Below are 19,892 nucleotides of genomic sequence, written 5' to 3'. Positions count from 1 at the left end.
GGCCCGGCCTGAGCCGGCCCGGCCTGAGCCGGCCCGGCGCCGGTGGACAGCCGTCCGGGGCTGATGCGAGGATCCGCGCATCGAGCGGCAGGGGAATCGTGTGAATGACGAAGGAGCCGTCACCGGACGTCGCGGCACTCGCATCACGTCGGGCTCCGGCCGTGGCCTCCGCGGCGCCGGCGAAGCAGCCAAGAACGCCTGGCGTCGTGGCACCGGAAACCGGATGGTCCGGCGGACTGGTCTCGTCGCGACCATGATCGTGGTGGCGGTGGGAGGTATTTTCGCCGGCCTGCTCGTGGCCGGCGACACCCAAGCCGATGTGGGACCGTTCGCCGCGCGGTTCTCACTCACGCCGTCGGTCTCCGGCGACACCGACGTGCAGATTCCGCCGCTGGGTTCGCTCGGGCTGGACAGCCATGACGGTCCGGCCCATCTGACCGTGCGTCTGGACACTCTTGATCAGGACCGCACCTTCGCTCTCGCCAGCGATGCGAACGGGTTGGCCGCTGCGAGTCAGACCGCCGCCGCTGACCTGCGGCATGGCGTCATCCTGCTGGTGGAGCGATCGATCGTTGCCGGGCTGCTCGGCAGTCTGCTGCTGTCAGCCCTCGTCTTCCGCAACTGGCGCCGCGTCCTGGCGAGCCTCGGCATCGCCGCGGTGACCCTGACCGCGACGGGTGCGGCCGCCGCGATCACGTTCAAACCGAGCTCGATCGAAGAGCCCACCTACAACGGGCTGCTGGCCAACGCGCCGGCCGTGATCGGTGACGCCCGCCGCATCGCCGACCAGTTCTCCGAGTACCGCGATCAGCTCCAACGTATGGTCAACAACATCAGCAAGGTCTACTCGACGTTCTCCTCCCTTCCTGTCTACGAAGCCAGCCCCGACACCATCCGGGTGCTGCACGTCTCCGATCTGCACCTCAATCCGGCCGCGTGGGCAGTGATCTCCGCAGTGGTCAAGCAGTACGACATCGATGTCGTCGTCGACACCGGCGACATCAACGACTGGGGCAGCCAGCTCGAGTCGTCCTTCGCCGACTCCATCGGCTCCCTCGACGTTCCCTACGTCTACGTTCGCGGCAATCACGACTCTGCCGTCACCGCCGCGGCGGTCGCCGCTGAGCCCAACGCGGTCGTACTGGACAACCAGAGCGTCACGGTCGCCGGACTGAGGATCGCCGGCATCGGGGATCCCCGGTTCACTCCGGACAAGGAAGCCGACCGCAAGGGCGGGAGTGTTCCCGAGCAACTGAACGCCTCCGGATCTCAGCTCGCCGCCACCATTGCCGCCGCCGGAACACCGGTCGACATCGCGCTCGTGCACGATCCGGCGAGCGCCGGCCCACTGAACGGCACCGTGCCGCTCGTGCTCGCCGGCCACCGCCACGCCCGCGAAGTCAGCTTCATGCCACCCGTTCTCGAACGTCCCGAAACGCGACTGATGGTCGGCGGGTCGACCGGTGGCGCAGGGCTGCGTGGACTTGAGGGCGAGGAGCCCACACCGCTCGAGATGTCTGTCCTCTACCTCGACCGGACTCCCGCCCTGCAGGCGTACGACGAGATCACCGTCGGTGGCAGCGGCACAGCGGAGGTCACGATCCGGCGCCACCTCGCGGCCGGAGACGCTCCGGGAGAGCCGGCATCCCCGGCCCCTTCAGCGCCGGATGTGGAGTCGGCTTCACCCGATCCGGGCACTCAGGCCTCCCCTCTCACAAGCAGACCCGGCGTGACCACCTCCAGTCCTCGGGGGAACTGACCTCTTGGACGCGACAGCGACGGCCGGCATGCAAACGCTTTGGCGGAGGCCTACCTACCGCTAGGGTGAGCACCGGTGCGCCGGGAAGTCTGGTCGGCAGTTGTTCGACCGACCCCTGAAGCCGGAGCGCTTGTGCTACTTCTGACCTTCGCCGTCGTCCTGCTGCTGGGCGTGCTGGTGTCCGCGCTCGCGAAGCGGACGATCCTCTCCACCGCCGTGCTGTTTCTGGCCGCCGGCTTCCTTCTCGGCCCCGGTGTGACCGACGTTCTTGAGATCGATGCCGGCTCGCCGATCGTGAGCACTCTCGCCGAGCTGGCTCTGTTCGCCGTGCTCTTCACCGACGGCATGCGAGTCGGCTGGGCCGATCTGCGCTCGGCCTGGCGGCTGCCCGGCCGAGCGCTGGGCTGGGGCCTGCCGTTGACGCTACTGGTCACGGCCGTGCTCGCCCACTTCGTGGCCGGGCTGGGCTGGGCGGAGTCGCTGCTGATCGGGGCGATCCTGGCCCCGACGGATCCCGTCTTCGCCTCGGCGCTGGTGGGTAACGACAAGGTGCCCGCCCGGCTGCGCCATCTCCTCAACGTCGAGTCCGGCGTGAACGACGGGCTGGCGCTGCCGTTCGTCATCGTGTTCCTGGCCGTCGCGGCCGGATCCGATGATCTGCACCTGGGGGAGCTGGGGCTGGAGGTGTCGCTCGGCATCGCCGTCGGCGTGCTGATCCCGGTCGTGGCGATCCTGCTGGAGCGTAGCCGCTTCTTCTCCGCCTCGGCGGCCTACGAGCCGCTCAACGGCCTGGCGATCGGACTGCTCGTGCTCGCGGTGGCGCAGGCCACCCATGCGAACCTGTTCCTGGCGGCGTTCTCGGCGGGCATCACCGTGGCCACTTTCGGCCCGCGGCAGCGGGCCGCGTTCGAGCACTTCGGCGAGAACATCGCCGAGCTGTTCAAGCTGGCCGCCCTGCTGGTCTTCGGCGCGTTGATCTCCCCGCAGTTCCTCGGCGAGATTTCGTGGCAGGGGTGGGTGTTCGCGTTCCTCGCCATCTTCGTGGCCCGGCCCCTGGCGCTGTGGTTGTCCTTCCTGCGCTCCGGATTTGATCTGCGGGAGCAGGCCGCGGCTATGTGGTTCGGGCCCAAGGGCTTCGCCTCGGTGGTTTACGGACTGCTGGTGCTCGATTCCGCGGTCATCGCGGCGGACGAGATCTTCCATCTGGTCGCGCTCACCATCGTGTTGTCGATCCTGCTGCACTCCTCGACCGACGTGGTGGTCGCTCGTGCCTTCGATGACGAGTCCGACATCCCGGCCTGGCATGGCGTTCTGCGCCGGAGACTCGGCGGGGCACGGCGCTGACGGCCGAGTGGCGCCGGCGAGCCCTCGCGTTGCCTGGATGTCCGGGATGTGCCGGCTGACGATTCAGGATCGAGCCCCCGTCCGGGCCGTGTTCGACGCCGGAACGATATCGCCGTAGCCGGTGGCGGACGGGGCGAACGCCTTCCTCCTGCGCAAGGGGCCGTGCCCACCCGTGGCGAGATGTGACGTTTTCATGACTGTTGTCGATCTTTCGCGGCAACTTCGTCCACCTGGCGGCGGCAATATGTACTTCCATGTCGGTAATGGAAGGAGGTTAGATGATCTACTGGGCATCGACCCGGTGATCCGGCGTGATGTCATGGGTTCGACGAAAGCCGAGAGACGACCGCTGCTGCAACCGTGCGTCGTGTCTTCCAGACGGCTGCACCGGCCTCTCAACGAGTCTGCAGCGCCTGGCACCCGAAGCACCTGCTGTCTGAGACGCGGTGCGCCGGTCGTCATCATCGAATCCCCTGAGAGTGGAAGAGTCATGTTGAGAAGAACGCTTGCGGGTCTGGCTGCGACCCTGCTTCTGAGTGGCGCCGTCGCCGGGTGCAGCGGCGAGACGGGCGATGACTTCGCGGGCACAACCGAGGGCGAGCACGTCGCTCGCTTCGTTCAGCAGCCGTGGGCCGACCTGGTGGTCGAGACCCGTATCGCCATGCAGATCCTCGACAAGCTGGGCTACCGGACAAGCACTCAGGAGGTGTCTGTGCCGCTGGCCGCCGAGGCCCTCTCCACCGGGCAGGCGGACGCCTATCTGGGCAACTGGTGGCCCAGTCAGAAGGAGACCTTCCAGCCGATCCTCGACGCCGGCCGGGTGGAGGTGACGGGCACGATACTCACGGGCACCGAGTACGCACCCGCGGTGCCCGGGTACGTCACCGAGCAGCTGGGCATAACGTCCCTCGCCGACCTCGACGCCCACGGCGACAAGTTCGGCCGGGAGATCCTCGGCATCGAGCCCGGTTCCCCGGGCAACACGACGATCCGGAACGCCATCAAGGCCGACGCGTACGGTCTCGGTGACTGGAAGCTGACCGCCAGCAGCACCGAGGCCATGCTCGCCGAAGTGGAGCGGCGGGCGGCGAAGAAGCAGCCGGTGGCTTTTCTCGGCTGGAGTCCCCACTGGATGACCATCCAGTGGAAGCTGAACTTCCTGGAGGACCCCGAGAAGGTCTGGCCCGGCGCCGGACAGATCAGGGTGCTGACGCGCTCCGGCCTCGCCGGTGAGGACGCCAACCTCAAGGCCTTCCTGTCGCAGATCGCCGTGGACACCGCGACGGCGTCCCGCTGGATCGATCAGGTCGACAAGGACAAGCAGAAGCCCGAGGACATCGCGGCGGCCTGGATCAGCGCCAACCCCGACACCGTCCGGACCTGGTTGGTCGGTGTGACCACGGCCAGCGGTGAGCCGGCGGCGGACGCGGTCCTCGAATCATGATCGAAGTGTCCGGGCTCACCAAGGTGTACGGATTGCGCGACGCCGAGGCAACGGGCCTGCTCGGCACATCAAGTCCGGACGCGGCCGCCAGACGAGAGGTTGTTGCGGCAGCAGGCGGCTTCCTCGCCGCCGACGACGTCAACTTCACCGTCCCGCGTGGCGAAGTCTTCGTCGTGATGGGGCTGTCCGGGTCGGGCAAGTCCACGGTGCTGCGCATGCTGAATCGGCTCATCGAGCCCACCGCGGGCAAGATCAGCGTCGACGGCCGGCCGGTACGCGACATGGAAGGCGCTGCGTTGCGCGGGCTGCGAAACCGTACGATCGGGATGGTCTTCCAGCACTTCGGTCTCTTCGAGCACCGCAGTGTCCGGGAGAACGCGGCCTATGGGCTGCGAGTGCGGAAGGTGTCCAAGACAGAGCAGTTGGCGCGCGCCGACGCCGCCCTGGAGCAGGTCGGCTTGCGGGATCGTGGTGACGCCCGTCCGTCGGAGCTCTCCGGCGGCCAGCGTCAACGGGTGGGCCTGGCCCGGGCGCTGGCCACGGAGCCCGAAGTGCTGCTGATGGACGAGCCGTTCTCGGCCTTGGACCCACTGATCCGCCGGGAGATGCAGGAGTTGCTGATCTCGCTGCAGGCCGAACAGCGCCGGACGATCGTCTTCGTCACGCACGATCTGGTGGAGGCGCTGCGTCTCGGCACCCGCATCATGATCATGCGGGATGGCCGGGTCGTGCAGTCCGGCACCGGTGAGGAGATCCTGGCCGCGCCGGCCGACGACTACGTGGCGGCCTTCGTCGCCGACCTTCGCGGGGACGGGACCGGACATGGTGCCTGACGTTCCGATCGACGTGTGGGTGACCACAGCTATCGACTGGCTCCGCACCCACTTCGCGGGCTTGTTCGACGCCGTCGCCGAGATTCTGCGGCACCTGCTCAACGGCATGTATCACGTCCTGGTTCTGCCACATCCTCTGCTGCTCACCGCCATCCTGGTGGCGATCGCATGGCTTGCGGTACGCCGGTGGCTCGTGCTGCCGGTGGCGACGGCCGGTCTTCTGCTGGTGCAGGCGATGGACCTGTGGACGCCCATGCTCCAAAGTCTGGCCGTGGTGCTGGTCGCCACTGCGGTCGCAGTCGTGCTCGGCATCCCGCTGGGCATCCTGACGGCCCGCAACGACCGCCTGCGCACGTTCGTCCGGCCGGTGCTGGACTTCATGCAGACCATGCCGGTCTTCGTCTATCTGCTGCCGGCGGTCTTCTTCTTCGGCATCGGCGTGGTTCCGGGCGTCGTGGCCACCACCATTTTCGCGGTGCCGCCGACCGTTCGCCTCACGGATCTGGGCATCCGGCAGGTGGATGCCGAGACCGTCGAGGCCGCGGCTGCCTTCGGCGCACGCCCCCGGCAGATCCTGCGCGATGTCCAACTGCCCCTGGCCATCCCGTCGATCATGGCAGGAGTCAACCAGGCCATCATGCTCGCGCTGTCCATGGTCGTGGTCGCCGGACTGGTCGGAGGCGGCGGACTCGGCGCCGTGGTGGTGCGGGCCATCACTCAGCTCGACATCGGCCGGGGTGTCGAGGGCGGTCTCGCGGTGGTGGTCCTGGCGATCTATCTGGACCGGGTGACCGCATCGCTGGGGCGGCGATTGGGCTGACGGCCGCCGTGCCCGGGCGCTCGTGCGTCGTGTGCGTCACGCAGTTCGCACGTGTTGCCGTTTCGTCACGAGCGCCATGGGCATGCTGAGACCAAGCCGATCGAGGGGAAGACGTGACCTACCGCCACAGCAGCTCGGCCGGTCTACGGTGATCCCGCAGCGGTGGAGCGCGCTCGGTGAGGCTTGGCGCACCCAGCTGTGGCCCCTTCCGTCGCTCTTCGTCACCGCCGCCGTGGTGCTCGGTGTCGTACTGCCCCGTCTCGACGCCCGCATCGACGACGAGTTGTCGGCGTCGGTCACGACCTACCTTTTCAGCGGCGGACCCGAGGCGGCGCGGACGGTGTTGTCCGCTGTTGCCGGCTCGCTGATCACGGCTACCACCCTGACCTTCTCGCTGACCGTTGTGACTCTGCAGCTGGCCAGCAGCCAATTCTCGCCGCGGCTGCTGCGCACCTTCACCCGTGACCGCGTGGTCCACCTGAGCCTCGGTCTTCTGCTCGGTACGTTCACCTACGCCTTGACGGTCCTTCGCACCGTACGCGCCTCGCTGTCGGAGCAGACGGCGTTCGTGCCGCAGATCTCCGTCACTGTGGCGTACGCGTTCACCTTGGTCAGCGTGCTGACGCTGGTCGCGTTCCTGGCGCATCTGTCCCGGCAGATCCGTGTCGAATGGATCATGCGGCAGGTTCATACCGAGACGAACGCGACACTGAAGCGGGTCCTGAGCGACGAGGCCGCCAGCGTGACCGTCCCGGCCGTACCGGAGTACGCCGTTCCGCTGTGCGCAAGCGAGTCCGGCTTCCTGAACTTCGTCGATGAAAAAGCGTTGCTCTCCGCCGCTGTGGACAACGGCGCGATTGTGGTCGTGAACCGGCAGCCCGGTGAATCTGTGGTGACGGGCACGCCCATCGCCCAGGCTTGGCCCCTCCAGGATCGTCGCGCACTGCTGGAACCGGAACGTGAAGCGCTGACCATGAGCCTCCACCGAGCGGTGACAACCGGCTTCGAACGCACGGCGGCGCAGGACGTCGCCTTCGGCCTTCGGCAACTGGTCGACGTCGTGGTCAAAGCCTTGTCGCCCGGCATCAACGACCCCACGACCGCGGTGCACGGCTTGGGACACGTCGCGGTGCTGATGTGTGAGCTCGCCCGGCGGAACCTCGGTCCGCGCCTGCTGTGCGACCAGGACGGGCACGTCAGGGTGGTGCTCCACCGGCCCGGCTTCGCCGAGTTGCTGGAACTGGCGATGGCTCAGCCGCGCCGCTACGGCGCCACGGACCCGGTCGTCCTGTCCCGGCTCGCCGCCATGCTGCGTGAGATCGCCTGGAGCGCCGCCCGCCCGGCCGAACTCGCCGCCGTCGCGACCCAGCTCGAACGCCTCGTCGCCACCGTCGATCAGCAGGCCTTCGACACCCACGACAAGGAGAACCTCCGGGCCGGCGCTCAGCGCGTCCGCGACGCCCTCACCGGAAGGTGGTAGCAGCGCAGCGAAATGCTATAGGCGGATGGGGTGCGGCGGCAGGAAGCGGGTAAGTGCGAGTCCATGTTCTTCGACAGCGCGTCGGACTTGTGGCGGATCGGCTTGATCGGTGTGCTCATCTACATCGTGCTGATCACTGTGCTGCGAGTGTCCGGCAAACGCACCCTGGCCAAGATGAATGCCTTCGACCTGGTCGTCACCGTCGCGCTCGGATCAACTCTGGCCACCATCGTGCTGTCCCGCGATGTGTCGTTGTCGGAGGGCGCTACGGCTCTGATCCTGTTGGTGTGCCTGCAATTCGCCGCCACGTGGCTGTCCGTGCGGTGGCCGTTCCTGCGAGCGGCGATCAAGTCAACGCCGACGTTGCTGCTCCGCGATGGAGAGTTGCTGACCGACGCGTTACGCGGCCAGCGGGTCACCGACAACGAGGTCTTTCAGGCGATTCGCTCGCAGGGCATCGGTGACCTCGACGCGGTTGCCGCGGTGGTGCTCGAGACCGACGGCACGTTCAGCGTCATTCCACAGCAACAGGCCGGCAATCGCACCGCACTGCGGGACATCGACGTGAGCTCGGCCCGGGACGGCGCCTGAACGGGCCCTCGCGCCGATGGCGCTTCTCCTGGGACTTGTCACCCAACTGTCATACCGCTGCTGAACGGCCGCCACAGTGGGCCGACACGGTGGTCCGAGACGACGCGAGCGGAGCGGATACGCCCTGTCCGGCGGGACGAGACGGCTGTGCTCCTTCGGAGAGAGGTGGGTCCTTTGCATCCGTTCACGGGTCCCGACGACGGCCAGGACGCCGATTTCGACGTCACCGCCTGGGTCGCCGGTCTGAACGCCGACGATCGGCTCGCCGACCTGGCCGCCGAGAACCTCTCGTCCGACCCGCTCGTTCGCGGTTCCCGCTTGGAGATCATCGTGCAGAACGGCGTGGTGATCCTGCAGGGCGAACTGGAGTCGGAGGAAGCCAGAGAGGCCGCGCGGCGGCGAGCCTGGACGCTGCCGGGGATCCGCGACGTCTGCGATGCTGTCAAGACGCCGATGGGCGGCGTCTGACGATCGCTTAACCCCGTCGAGCGGGTGGCGGTGATCACCTTCGGGTGATTCGTCTCCTGCATGCCGGTGATCGCCAGCACCGGCACATGAGCCGACGGCTGGCGCTCCGACTCGGTCAAGGACGCGCTGGATCTGTGCCTGGCGTGCAAGGGCTGCAAGGCCGACTGCCCGGTCGATGTCGATATGGCCACCTACAAGGCGGAATTCCTCTCCCACCACTATGCGGGCCGGGTGCGTCCGCGGGCGCACTACTCGATGGGGTGGCTGCCGGTCGCCGCCGCGGTGGTCGCCGCAACGGCTCCGCGTCTGGTCAACGCCCTGTCACATGCCCCGGGCCTGGCCTGGCTGGGCAAGAAAGCGGCCGGGGTGGATGTCCGCCGGGAGGTGCCGGTGTTCGCGCCGCAGACCTTCCAGCAGTGGTTCGCCGGCCGGACTCTGCGGGGCAGCGTGAACGCGGTGAGGTAGTTCTGTGGCCGGACACGTTCACCAACCATCTGGACCCCGGCATCGCCCAAGCCGCGGTCGAGGTCATCGAGGACGCCGGCTGGCGGGTCGTGGTTCCCGCTCAGCGGGTCTGCTGCGGGCTGACGTAGATCTCCACCGGGCAGCTCGGCATGGCCAAACGGGTGCTGATGCGTACGGTCGACGTGTTACGCCCGTACCTGCGGGCCGGCACACTGGTGCTCGGGCTCGAACCGAGCTGCACGGCGGTGTTCCGCAGCGACGCGGCAGAGCTGTTTCCGCACGACGAGGATGTGCGACGGCTGCGTCGGCAGACCGTCACCCTCGCCGAACTGCTCACCGTTCACACGCCGGGCTGGCAGCCACCCCAGGTCAACCGCACGGCGCACATTCAGACGCACTGTCACCACCACGCCGTGATGGGGTACGACGCCGACACGAAACTGCTGTCCGACGCCGGCGTCGATGCCGGCGTGCTCGACTCCGGCTGTTGCGGGCTGGCCGGCAACTTCGGCTTCGAGCAAGGTCACTACGAGGTGTCCGAAGCGTGCGCCGAACGGGTGCTGCTCCCCGCGATCCGCGACGCCGACCCGGCCGATGTGATCCTGGCCGACGGGTTCAGCTGTCGCACCCAGGTGCAGCAGAGCGACGCCGGTGGACGCCGCGGCGTCCACCTCGCGGAGCTGCTACGAGCCGGTCTGGACGGCGACGACGGTCGTGGACTGCCGGAACAGCGCTGGGCCGACCGTCCGCCGGCGCCCTCACGCCCGGCGCGGGTCCTGGGCAGCGCGGTGGTGACGGGCGCCGTCGTCGCCGGGCTGGGATGGGGACTGCGGCGATGGTTGCGCTGACGGCGTCTGCTTACACCATTCCCGCCGACGTCCCGGAAGGCGACGGCACCTTCGCTTGGACGAGCACCACGTTGGTGCTCGTCGAAGCCGGCGACCACCACACGACCGGCATCGGTTGGACCTACGGCCCGGTCGCCACCGCCCAGGTGGTGACCGGGATGCTCGCCGATGTTGTCATCGATGTCGATGCGGATGATGTTCCGGCGGCCTGGTCGGCGATGCAGCGCCGGCTGCGTAACGCCGGCCGTCCCGGCATCGGCAGCCTGGCACTGTCGGCTGCGGACAATGCGCTGTGGGACCTCAAAGCCCGCCGCCACGGTCTGCCCCTGGCCCGGTTGCTCGGAGCGGTACGAGCCGCCGTCCCGGTCTACGGCAGTGGCGGATTCACCACCTACGACCCCGACCAGCAGCACGCTCAGCTGTCCCGCTGGGTCCACGACGAAGGCATACCCAGGGTCAAAATCAAGATCGGGGAGTCGTGGGGCACCGAGGCCGAGCGGGATCTCGTCCGGATGGCAGCCGCCCGCAAGACGATCGGTGATGCCGAGTTGTTCGTCGATGCCAACGGCGGTTACCAACGCAAGCAGGCGATCCGGGTGATGCGGGCGGCGGCGGATCTCGACGTTCGCTGGTACGAGGAACCGGTCAGTTCCGACGACCTCGACGGCCTCGGCCGGATCCGCGACGCCGTACTGCCCGACGTGGCGGCCGGGGAGTACGGCTGGGACCTGGTCTACTTCCAGCGGATGGCCCCCTACGTGGACTGCCTGCAGATCGACGTCACCCGCTGCGGCGGCATCACCGAGTTCCAGCGTGCCGCCGCCGTCGCCGCAGCCGACGGCCTCCAAGTCTCCGGTCACTGCGCACCCCATCAGCACCTGGCCGTCGCAGCCGCCACCTCGAACCTGCGGCACCTGGAATGGTTCCACGACCACGTCCGCATCGAACGGATGCTGTTCGACGGCACGGTCAGCGCCGGGGGTGGGACCGCCACCCTCGACCGGACAAGCCCGGGCAACGGCCTCATATTCCGGGAAGCCGACGCCCGGCAATGGCGGGTCGGCTGACCGTCCGGGGCCTATCGGTGGGTGAAGCGACCCACGACCAACACAACGGAAACGACCAGACCGAAGGCGGGCAGCGCCAGGCGTGGGTCGAGGGCGCTGTACGCGTGACCGGCGGTGCCGCGACGGCCACGCGGCTGAGGACCGAGCGGCATCTCACTCGGCTACCCGCTTCCCGGGGATCAATCCAGCCAAGCGCGGACAGCGTCCGCGGCTTCGTCGACGAAAATGTCGACGAGCCCGGGGATGCTGCTGCTGCGTTCGTACTCACTGTCGTAAAGGATGGTCACCACGGCGCCGAACCGCATGACAACGATCCGGTTGGTCTGCTCGCCACCGGTCGGATTTCCCGGCAGGTCAAGTTGCGGCCGGACCAGATCGACGGTCAAGGCCTCATCGGCGACGCCGGACAGCGCCTTGGTGCGCACCTCGACCGTGTACTCGTTCTTCTGATAGGAATCGCACGCGGCCAAGCCGTTCCGTGCTCGCTCCATGAACTCGGCGGCGCCGTCGCCTTCGTACGATCTGATGGTCTGATAGAGCACGCCGTGCGGCACGGACCCTGCAGGTGCGTCCGGTTGCTCATAAAGGTTCATCACGGCCGCGCTGGCCAACACACCGCTACTCGGCGCCAGTTCCTGGTCACACAGCTCCGGCACCGCAGCGGCCCCTTCGGCTTCCCGGCGTTCCCGTCGCATGTCGGCCGGCATATCGAAGAACGCCGAAGCCGGGATGGTGCGTGGCGCGTCGCTCGACGGCGACGCCGGCACTCCGGTGGAAGGTGCGGCGCTCGGTGCCGCTGCACCCGATCCGCTGGTCGTGCTGCAGCCGGCGACAGCGATCACCGCCACGAGCACCGGGAACGTGAGACGACGGTGCAACAGCGATTGACCGACCATGCGATCTCCTCCGGTAAGTCAGCACGACGTGCTGACGCTGGACGACTATTCAGGCTTTCCCGGCGTACCTGGGCGGAAACGCCTCGACGCAATCGAGCACCGTCGAAGGTCGAGCTGAACGCATATCCATTGCGGCCGATACTGCCGCGACCGCGATGGCAGGCACGGCGCAACGGATCGTGGCGACAACGGCACTACTCGCCTGAAGACCGGATCTCATCCTGGCCGGAATCGGTCTGGACATGACCCGGTCCCTCACCGCCGCATGAGCAACCCGGACCATCGACCCGAGCCCTCTACCCGGAGCGAGGGCCAGGTGCCAGGATGCGGTGACGTGGGAGCCTTTTCGGTCGTATCGGCGCGAGACGCCGGAACCGGCTGACCCATTCCAGGCACCGTTCAAGGACGTAGCAGTGTGTCGATTACGTGACGATCCGCCGGCACAGGTGGGGCCACGCCGCGACCGGGTACCGGGGACGGCACCTGAAGCCTGACGGAGGCGACCATGGACAGCAGTGATGGTGACACGGGGCGGGCGGATGTCCGTGTCGGTGTGGCGCAGCGCCTGATCGACAACGGCGGCCGGTTTCCGGAGGTGAACCGGTGACGGTCATGCGCTCGTGGCGGGCGGCGTTCCTCGTGGTGCTGCTTCTGGTGCTTCCCGCGTGTAGCGACGACCGGGACCGCGGCGGCGCCGACCACGTCCTGGCCGGAGGCGCGGCGGAGGACCGTGACGAGGCGACGTTCGTCATGGCCTCGGGCGCCGACGTGGTCCGGGTACGCGCTGCTGACCTCGGCGGTGACCTGTATCGGGTCGCCACGCCGGACGATGCGAAGGTCGTGCCCAAGGTTCACCTCGATCAAGACACGATCACCACTACCGTGGCCGACGCGCCAGGTAGCGGTCCGGCGGTGGTCACTGCCGAATTGAGCGCCAGGGTCCGCTGGCGGATCCGCTTGGAGGGCGGCGCCAAGGAGGAAGTCGTCGATCTGACGGAAGGCAAGGCGACCGCGGTCGAGATCGTCGCCGGGACGAGCCTGGCCGAGGTCAGGCTGCCACCGCCGGAAGGCCGGGTGCAGGTGAGTCTGGCTGGGGGTGCCAGTGATCTGAAGGTGCATCTGGCAGGGAGCTACCCGGCGCAGGTCCGCGTGGGTGGGGGAGCGGGCACCGTGACGGTGGACGACGATCACCGTACCGGCGTCGCCGCCGGGACGGTGCTGACCTCGGGCGACTGGACGGGCTCCGGAGACCGGTACGAGATCGAGCTCAGCGCCGGTGTCTCGCGTCTGAGCGTCTCCCGCACCGCAACCGGCTGACCTGCCAGTACGTGTCGGTTGTTCAGGCCGTGCGACGAGAGACGTGCCGCGATCTGCGCATCGGCTGGATGACCGGCGCGATGTTGGGTATGACGAACCCATGAGACCTTTGTTGTCGCGGTGTGCCGATGTGCCGCGGTGCGCTCGGCGGGGCATCAGTCGGCTATGAGCGGTGTGCTGCTCATCGAAGACGACGACCGGATCCGACTGTCGCTGGCTATGGCGTTGGAGGACGAGGGATACACAGCTCACGGTGTGGCCACTGCTGAGGAAGGTATTGCTGAGCAGCGTCGGCAACCGGCGGAGACAGTGCTGGTGGATCTTATGCTGCCCGATATGGACGGTTTCGAGTGTATTCGGCAGATTCGCCGCTTTGATGATGTCCCTATTGTGGTGGTCAGCGCCAAGGGCGACACTCACGACATTGTGGCGGCGCTGGAGGCCGGTGCCGACGACTACATCGTCAAACCGGTCGCGGTCAAAGAACTCGCGGCCCGGCTGCGAGCTTTGCGTCGTCGGGCGCGAGCTGTGACCGGGCCGGCGCTGGATGTGCACGCCTTCGGCGATTTGGAGGTGCTTCCGCTGGCCGGTGAAGTGCGCCTGCATTCCGAGCCGGTGCTGGTGACCCGGACGGAGTTCCAGCTGTTGTGTGAGCTGGCCGACCACGCCGGCCAAGTGCTGTCTCGCCAACAGTTGCTCGAGCGGGTGTGGGGATACGAGATCGGCGATGAACGGCTGGTCGACGTGCACGTGGGTCGCCTGCGCCAAAAGATCGAAGACACGCCGGGCAAGCCGCAGCACCTGGTGACCGTGCGCGGTCTCGGTTACAAGCTGCAGCCATGAAGCCGGTGAGCCTGCGCGCTCGGGCGAATGCCGCCTTTGCCGTCGGAGCTCCCGTGAAAGATGGCCGAACGCGGCGAGGCGGGAGCGCAGCGCATTCGCCGTGCCGGGCAACCGGCGTGGGTCGTGGCGATTCCACTGCGGGTTGCCTCAGCCTGGTCACAGCACGGTCGGCGGCGACCCTCAATGGGTCTGTGGCGACCCTCAATGGGTCTGTGGCGACACGAATCGCTTCAGCAAGGGGTCGCACTTGGTCGCTGTTCTCGGTCGGCTCGGGTACGAATCCATGACACCCCGCAGACGGACAACGCCGCGGGTGATGTCGGGCTGTATCAGTCGAGGACTAGCGCGTTGCAGACGTCTCGTATCCCGGACACGGATTCGGCAGTTGCGACCGCTGCCGCGCGTGCGTCCTCGGAATCAATGGTGCCGTCCAAGATCGCGACGCCGTTGTGTACGCGCAGGTCGACGAGGCCGCTGGTGACGGCCGGATCGCTGAGCAACGCCTGCGCGACTTCCCTCGTCAGGCGTTGATCGACGGTGAGTGGCTGGTCGGTTCGCTCGGTCGAAGCGTCGTCCGTGGTGCACCAGTGGAAGGGCGTTGCGTCATACCAGTCCGGGAAACTCCAGAAGTACATGCGACGTCTCCCCTTCTCCTCACCGTACCTGGTGGCTTTGTGACTCCAGACTTCCCTTTGCGTATGGCGGCGTTTCCGCGAGCACATCACAGCTGCGTGACCACGACGCGCCGGCCGGCCTCGGAGCGCTCTACGTCGCGACCGTGCGGTAGCGCGTCCCTCACCGAGTTGATGGCGACGTCGGCGGTGACCCCTCGGTCGACGGTGACTCCTCAATAGCTGAGCCCGATGGCGCGGGCGGGCCGGGTGACGCCCGATCAGCGCTATTGGCCAGCTGTTCGTCGGCGAGGTGGCGTTCGACGGTAACTTGGGCCTCGCCTGTGCCGCCGAGGGCGATTATGTCGTGCGCCTGCAGGGTGTGCGCCTGATCCAGATACAGCACGGACATTTCCAGCCGGGGTGGGTGTTTCCCCTTCGAGTCTGCACAGTCCGACGCCGCCGGTTGAGGCGCCGACCATGAGCCGGGTCTGGGGCTTGCCGGCTACGGGCGGCAATGGCGATGGCAGCGCTCCTTGGGCGAAGAACTGCCGCGCTCGGCAGCCCAGTTCGGGCTACGCGGCTCTCACCAGCAACAGCACCACTGCGGTTGCGTAGACGATGGGGATCGTCACGCCCTCGAACCCGATGCCCCGGCGGTCTCGCATGATCAGCCCGGCAGCCAGTGCCACGGTCATGAGTATGGTGGCGCCGGCGAGCAGCAGGCCGGCCGAGGAGGCAGCGGAGTAGACCGGGCCGTGGAGGTACGTGACGTCCGCCAGGAAGATCATCAGCGCATCGAAGGCGTTGCCACCGATGATGTTGCCGATGCCGAGGTTGAGCGCACCGATGCGTACCGCTGCGATGAGCGTCACCAACTCGGGGAGTGAGGTGATTGCCGTGGTGAGAGTGAATCCGACCAGTCCACCGGGTAGTCCGGTCGCTGCCACCACGCCGAGCCCGCCTTGACCGATGAGGTATCCGGTGCCAGCCACGAGGGCAGCCAGAGCGGCCAGCCGCCACCACAGCCGGGCGGTGCTGGTGTCGTCTTCCGTGGTGTCGTCCGGTTCGTCCTGGCGGGTGTCGGAAGTCTGCTTGGCCTGCCACATCGGTTCGTGGCGCAGACGTCGCAGCAGGCGCAGCCCGTACAGATAGAACAGGGGGATGGCCAGGCTGGCGGGGTGGACCCAGCCGATACGCAGCGTGGGGGTGGCGTAGGCGACTACCGGGATGCACAGCAGGGCGATCAGGACCAGAGACTGCAGCACATTCTCCAGTGATGCCGCGGCGTGCTCGATATTGGACCGTCGGTACATCAGGTCAGCGATGGCCAGCCACACTGTCTGGACTGCGATTCCGCCCAACGGGTTCGCCAGGGCGAATTGGGCATCACCCTGCAGCGAGCCGACCAGGGTCGTGCCGATGCCCGGCAACGAGGTCACCGCCCCGAGTAGCAGTGCACCGGCGACGGCCTCTCCCATCCCGGTGCGGTCGGCCAGCTTGTCCGCTGTCGTGGCCAGCGATCGGCCCGCCGTGATGATGACGCTCAGTGCCACGACCAGCGCGATGACACTGGGTAGCAACGGCCAGGGCGGTCCGCCGATCACGAGACGCGCCTGCCGTTCGGCCCAGCCACGAAGGGCGGGGCCGGCGTGCTACCGGTAACTCGGATGTCGTCCATGCCAGATCCTTCTGGGTCGAACGGAGGCCCCACCGCCGAACCGGAGGTCGGCCCGCGGCTTTGCGGCGGTACGGAAGAAGCTGCCGTGTGGTCAGCGCGACGGTGCCGGGCTTGCCGGTGTGGACACGCACCGCCGGCTCGGTTCGGCTCGAGGGACGGTCGGTTGCACCGCTGCGTCGACCTGGACACGGCGGGCTGGACACCGCTGTCAGAGTGTCGGTCTGCCGGCCGTCGTTGTACAGCGTCAGCCACACTTTCGCGTCGGCGCCTGCTTCGTAGCGAGTGTTCGCAGGCGCCTCGATGCGCACGCTTTGCAGGCGAATCTGTCCTACCCGAACGTCGGGCCCCATGCCGTCGGCGTCATACGTCGAGATATCTGGGTCGGGGCTGCAGGCGGCAAGCAACAGACCGGCCGTAAGAGCAGTCAGGAACCTGCGCCCGCGTTTGGTCTTCCGCATCGGACGTGCTACCCCGGTGATCCGCTCACCAACCTCCTCCAGGGGGCGGGATTGGCTGCAACGAGACGGGCGTGTCTGCGTCGATCGTTGGTACCGCAGGCATGCGCGGGACGGGTTTGCCTCTTTCCCAGCCGGGAAACCCATCCCTTTCCCGATATGAAGGAGAGATGATGACCGACCTTCCGGGCACGCTGGTGAGGATGAAGGACTCCGACAAGACCATTGCCGACCCTGACCGGGACATCCGTGGCCGCACGGTGCGGGACCGTACGGGTGAGGACATCGGTAAGGTCGACGATCTGCTGATCGACACCGAGCAGGAGAAGATCCGGTTCCTGCGGGTCGAGCACGGTGGCTTGCTGGGCATCGGCGCTACGCCGTCGTTCATCCCGATCGACGCGATCACGGATGTCACCGGCGACGAGGTCCGGATCGACCGGTCCGCAAGGAGGTCGCCGACGCGCCGCGCTATGAGCCTGAACTGGTCGACGAGCAGGAGTACTACGGAAATCTGTACGGCTACTACGGCTACTCGCCGTACTGGGCGCCGGGATACATGTACCCGGCCCGGCCGTTCGTGATGTGAGGGCCTTGCCCGGCTCCGACGGTCGTGCGATGAACGCATCGAATCACACCTTGCCGGCCTCGACGTCGTGATCCGCACCGTCATCCTCGTGGGGGTCACGGCGGTCGTCGTGGTGCTGGCAACCGTCGTGTGGGACCCGTCGCCGTTGCTTATCGTGGCGTTCGTCGCGGCGACTCTCGGGATCGGTGTCGCGGTGGTGGCCAGGGCGGCCGGTGGAGGACGCGGGCTGCTGGCTGTACTGCTCCGTGCGGGCCGACGCGGCGTGCATTGGTGCTGGCGTGGCTCGGTTTCGTTACCGCGTTCGTGGTGCTGCGGGCACTGACGTTCGTCATTCATGCCGGTATCGGGTTTGGCGACGTGCACGTGGGCGGAGTTCACCTGCACCACTACGTGTGGGGAATCCTGCTTCTGATGATCGTGGGATTTTGCAGCTTCCTGGAGATGGCCGGGCGGTGGCGGCCCTGGTTGGGGTTGGCGTACGGGATCGGCCTCGCCCTGGTCGTGGACGAGTTCGCGTTGCTGCTCGAACTCGACGACGTGTACTGGCAGCGGGAGGGCCGGTGGAGTGTCGATCTGGCATTGGCGGTGATCGGTGTGGGCGGGAGCCTGCTCGCGATTGCTCGCACCACGCACGAGGACGAGCAGCACACAGCCGGCGGACACTCGCGCGACGGGTGAAATGACATCCCTGACTGGTGGGCCTTGAGCCGGTCTTCTCCGATGACGGGCTGAGCCTTTCCCATGGTCCTCGTACGGTGTCTGGGAGAACCGTCAAGCAGTCGTGATGTCATGTGGCCGGGCCGACAGGCGTTGTCCGGACGGAGGGGTAACGGCATGCCCCGTGCGACGGTACTCACGTGACGGTGAGGCTCCCCGGCCGCCCACCGTTCCGATGGTGAGCTCGGCCGACAGCAGCATCGGCAGGAATGCGCGCCCGGAAGGTATCGGCGCGCATCGACCGGGCCGAACGGGCAGATGCAGCACCCTGGCCGGGCACACGCACGGCATCGACCGAGTCGCGGCGGCACCCGGCGCTTCGAGCCGGGCCGGGGCACGTCGAGTCCTCCGATGTCCTGCTACGGCGCCGAGACAGTGACGCCGTTGCTGACGGCATCGATCAGAGGGCCGGCGGCTGCACCGAGTGCCACCGTCACAGCTGCGGTGGCCACCGCTACCACGGTCGCCGGTCGTGTCCGGTCTTGCTCAGTGGTGAAGTGGCCGGCCCGGCCGGTGAAGGCGGGACGTAACCAGCGCAGGTAGTAGAACAGGCTCGCCACCGTATTGGCGGCGGCGAGCACGACGAGCCAGCCCATGCCGCCGTCCCAGGCCGCGGAGAAGACGGTGAGTTTGCCGACGAATACGGCTGTCGGTGGCGTGCCGACCAGGCCGAGCAGGCAAATGACGAGGGCCGCGGTCAGCCAGGGCTGCCGCCGGGCGAGCGCTTGATAATCGTCCAGGGTTCTCCGCCCGGGCAGGGCGGCGACGACGGCGAACGCGCCGATGTTGGTGACCGCATAGCCGGTGAGGTAAAGGAGCAGGGCCGGCAGCGCCCGGCCGGTGTCGCCGGCGACCGCGACGGCCATGAGCAGGTATCCGACCTGGCTGATGGTGGAATAGGCGAGCAGTCGCTGCGGGACGGTCTGGGTGAAGGCGGCGAGGTTGCCCAGTGTCATGGTGGCCGCGGCGACAATCGCCAGCAGGACCGGCCAGTGACTGTCAGCGGGGACGACGGTCAGCACGCGGTAGGCGGCGATGAGAGCGCCGATCTTCGGCACGGTGGTCAGCAGCGCCGCCGCGCCGGTGGTGGATCCTTGGACGGCATCGGGCACCCAGAAGTGCACCGGCACGGCGCCGGCCTTGAAGAGCAACCCGGCCAGCAGGGTCACCACGCCGACCGCGACGAGGCCTCTGGGCGCCGCCGGCAGTCCGGGCAGCATTTCGTCATAACGGGTCGCGCCCGCCCCCGCGTACAGCAGAGTGACTCCGGCCAGCATGACGACGCCGGTGAGGGCGCCCATCAGGTAGAGCTTGAGCGCTGCCTCGGCGCCGTTGCTGTCGCGGGCCCAGCCGGCGAGTCCGTACAGGGGGATGGTGGCGAGCAGGTAAGCCACGGCGAGCACGAGCAGGTCGGATGCGCCGGACAGCAGCACCGCGCCGAGCGACGCGAGCAGGACGAGGACGAAGAACTCGCTCTGCCGGCGGTCGCCCGCCACCCGCGCCCAGGACAAGGCGATGATCAGCAGGGCAGCCGCGGGCACGACGACGCGCGCGGTGGAGGTGGCGGTGTCGATGGCGTACGAATGGGCGTAGACCATCTGGGCCGGCATCGCCGCGGCCGTCGCGCCGGCGATCAGGGAGGCGGCCAGCGCGACGCCGGCGAT

The 19,892-nt window shown here is 67.8% G+C and carries 17 protein-coding genes and 1 pseudogene; 14 read left to right on the top strand and 4 right to left on the bottom strand.

All coding sequences use genetic code 11. The annotated features are described in order from the left end of the window. Positions 1 to 223: 223 nt before the first annotated feature. The 10 genes and pseudogenes from LXN57_RS40470 to LXN57_RS40425 all read left to right on the top strand — a co-directional run bounded on the left by LXN57_RS40470 (position 224) and on the right by LXN57_RS40425 (position 11,119). Positions 224 to 1,759 (top strand): metallophosphoesterase family protein, encoded by a 1,536-nt coding sequence (locus LXN57_RS40470; RefSeq protein WP_438872970.1) that lies wholly within the window; start codon positions 224 to 226, stop codon positions 1,757 to 1,759. A 132-nt stretch (positions 1,760 to 1,891) separates the two neighbouring features. Further along, the gene (locus LXN57_RS40465) at positions 1,892 to 3,103 is read left to right on the top strand and encodes a cation:proton antiporter (RefSeq protein ID WP_251803607.1); all 1,212 of its coding nucleotides are present in this window, start codon (positions 1,892 to 1,894) and stop codon (positions 3,101 to 3,103) included. Positions 3,104 to 3,593: 490 nt separating this feature from the next. Continuing rightward, positions 3,594 to 4,547, top strand: coding sequence for an ABC transporter substrate-binding protein (locus tag LXN57_RS40460; RefSeq protein WP_251803606.1), 954 nt, complete (start codon positions 3,594 to 3,596; stop codon positions 4,545 to 4,547). A 32-nt stretch (positions 4,548 to 4,579) separates the two neighbouring features. Beyond that, positions 4,580 to 5,380, top strand: a complete 801-nt coding sequence (locus LXN57_RS40455; protein WP_251803605.1) for an ATP-binding cassette domain-containing protein — start codon at positions 4,580 to 4,582, stop codon at positions 5,378 to 5,380. Beyond that, on the top strand, positions 5,370 to 6,200 hold the full coding sequence (locus tag LXN57_RS40450) for an ABC transporter permease (protein WP_251803604.1): 831 nt from the start codon (positions 5,370 to 5,372) through the stop codon (positions 6,198 to 6,200). The genes LXN57_RS40455 and LXN57_RS40450 overlap by 11 nt, the downstream gene beginning before the upstream one ends. Before the next feature lie 148 nt (positions 6,201 to 6,348). After that, entirely contained in the window at positions 6,349 to 7,680 is a 1,332-nt protein-coding gene (locus LXN57_RS40445; RefSeq protein WP_251803603.1) for a DUF2254 domain-containing protein, read from the top strand. A 63-nt stretch (positions 7,681 to 7,743) separates the two neighbouring features. Beyond that, the gene (locus LXN57_RS40440; protein ID WP_251803602.1) at positions 7,744 to 8,271 is read left to right on the top strand and encodes a DUF421 domain-containing protein; all 528 of its coding nucleotides are present in this window, start codon (positions 7,744 to 7,746) and stop codon (positions 8,269 to 8,271) included. Between the two features lie 174 nt (positions 8,272 to 8,445). Then, positions 8,446 to 8,739: a BON domain-containing protein gene (locus LXN57_RS40435; protein ID WP_251803601.1), complete on the top strand. Its 294-nt coding sequence runs from the start codon at positions 8,446 to 8,448 to the stop codon at positions 8,737 to 8,739. 93 nt (positions 8,740 to 8,832) lie between these two features. Next, positions 8,833 to 10,052: pseudogene (locus LXN57_RS40430) on the top strand ((Fe-S)-binding protein); the annotation flags it as partial. Then, positions 10,040 to 11,119 (top strand): enolase C-terminal domain-like protein, encoded by a 1,080-nt coding sequence (locus LXN57_RS40425; RefSeq protein WP_251803600.1) that lies wholly within the window; start codon positions 10,040 to 10,042, stop codon positions 11,117 to 11,119. The pseudogene LXN57_RS40430 and the gene LXN57_RS40425, both read left to right, overlap by 13 nt. A gap of 179 nt (positions 11,120 to 11,298) precedes the next feature. On the opposite strand, the gene LXN57_RS40420 is transcribed toward LXN57_RS40425, so the two are convergent. Then, positions 11,299 to 12,015 carry a hypothetical protein gene (locus tag LXN57_RS40420; RefSeq protein ID WP_251803599.1) on the bottom strand — a complete coding sequence of 239 codons (717 nt, stop codon included), beginning with the start codon at positions 12,013 to 12,015 and terminating at the stop codon, positions 11,299 to 11,301. Between the two features lie 639 nt (positions 12,016 to 12,654). Between LXN57_RS40420 and LXN57_RS40415 the strand changes: the two genes are divergently transcribed. Beyond that, positions 12,655 to 13,332, top strand: a complete 678-nt coding sequence (locus tag LXN57_RS40415; RefSeq protein ID WP_251803598.1) for a hypothetical protein — start codon at positions 12,655 to 12,657, stop codon at positions 13,330 to 13,332. Positions 13,333 to 13,497: 165 nt separating this feature from the next. After that, on the top strand, positions 13,498 to 14,175 hold the full coding sequence (locus LXN57_RS40410) for a response regulator transcription factor (protein WP_251803597.1): 678 nt from the start codon (positions 13,498 to 13,500) through the stop codon (positions 14,173 to 14,175). 329 nt (positions 14,176 to 14,504) lie between these two features. Here the strand turns inward: LXN57_RS40410 and LXN57_RS40405 are convergent, their stop codons facing one another. Together LXN57_RS40405 and LXN57_RS40395 are read right to left on the bottom strand one after the other, a co-directional pair. Continuing rightward, positions 14,505 to 14,810 (bottom strand): BON domain-containing protein, encoded by a 306-nt coding sequence (locus tag LXN57_RS40405; protein ID WP_251803596.1) that lies wholly within the window; start codon positions 14,808 to 14,810, stop codon positions 14,505 to 14,507. A gap of 551 nt (positions 14,811 to 15,361) precedes the next feature. Beyond that, complete coding sequence (locus LXN57_RS40395) at positions 15,362 to 16,393, bottom strand: sodium:calcium antiporter (protein ID WP_251803595.1); 1,032 nt, start codon at positions 16,391 to 16,393, stop codon at positions 15,362 to 15,364. Positions 16,394 to 17,095: 702 nt separating this feature from the next. Here LXN57_RS40395 and LXN57_RS40390 point away from each other — a divergent pair. After that, entirely contained in the window at positions 17,096 to 17,506 is a 411-nt protein-coding gene (locus LXN57_RS40390; protein ID WP_251803594.1) for a PRC-barrel domain-containing protein, read from the top strand. Positions 17,507 to 17,781: 275 nt separating this feature from the next. Then, a complete protein-coding gene (locus LXN57_RS40385; protein WP_251803593.1) occupies positions 17,782 to 18,189 on the top strand; it encodes a hypothetical protein in 408 nt (135 codons plus the stop codon). Between the two features lie 398 nt (positions 18,190 to 18,587). Here the strand turns inward: LXN57_RS40385 and LXN57_RS40380 are convergent, their stop codons facing one another. Beyond that, positions 18,588 to 19,838, bottom strand: coding sequence for an NADH-quinone oxidoreductase subunit N (locus tag LXN57_RS40380; protein ID WP_251803592.1), 1,251 nt, complete (start codon positions 19,836 to 19,838; stop codon positions 18,588 to 18,590). Positions 19,839 to 19,892 lie beyond the last annotated feature (54 nt).

Source organism: Paractinoplanes hotanensis (genome assembly GCF_023717965.1).
GTDB classification, from domain to species: Bacteria; Actinomycetota; Actinomycetes; order Mycobacteriales; family Micromonosporaceae; genus Actinoplanes; species Actinoplanes polyasparticus.
Note: the sequence above shows the minus strand (reverse complement) of the source record. Positions and strands in the feature narration are given on the sequence as shown.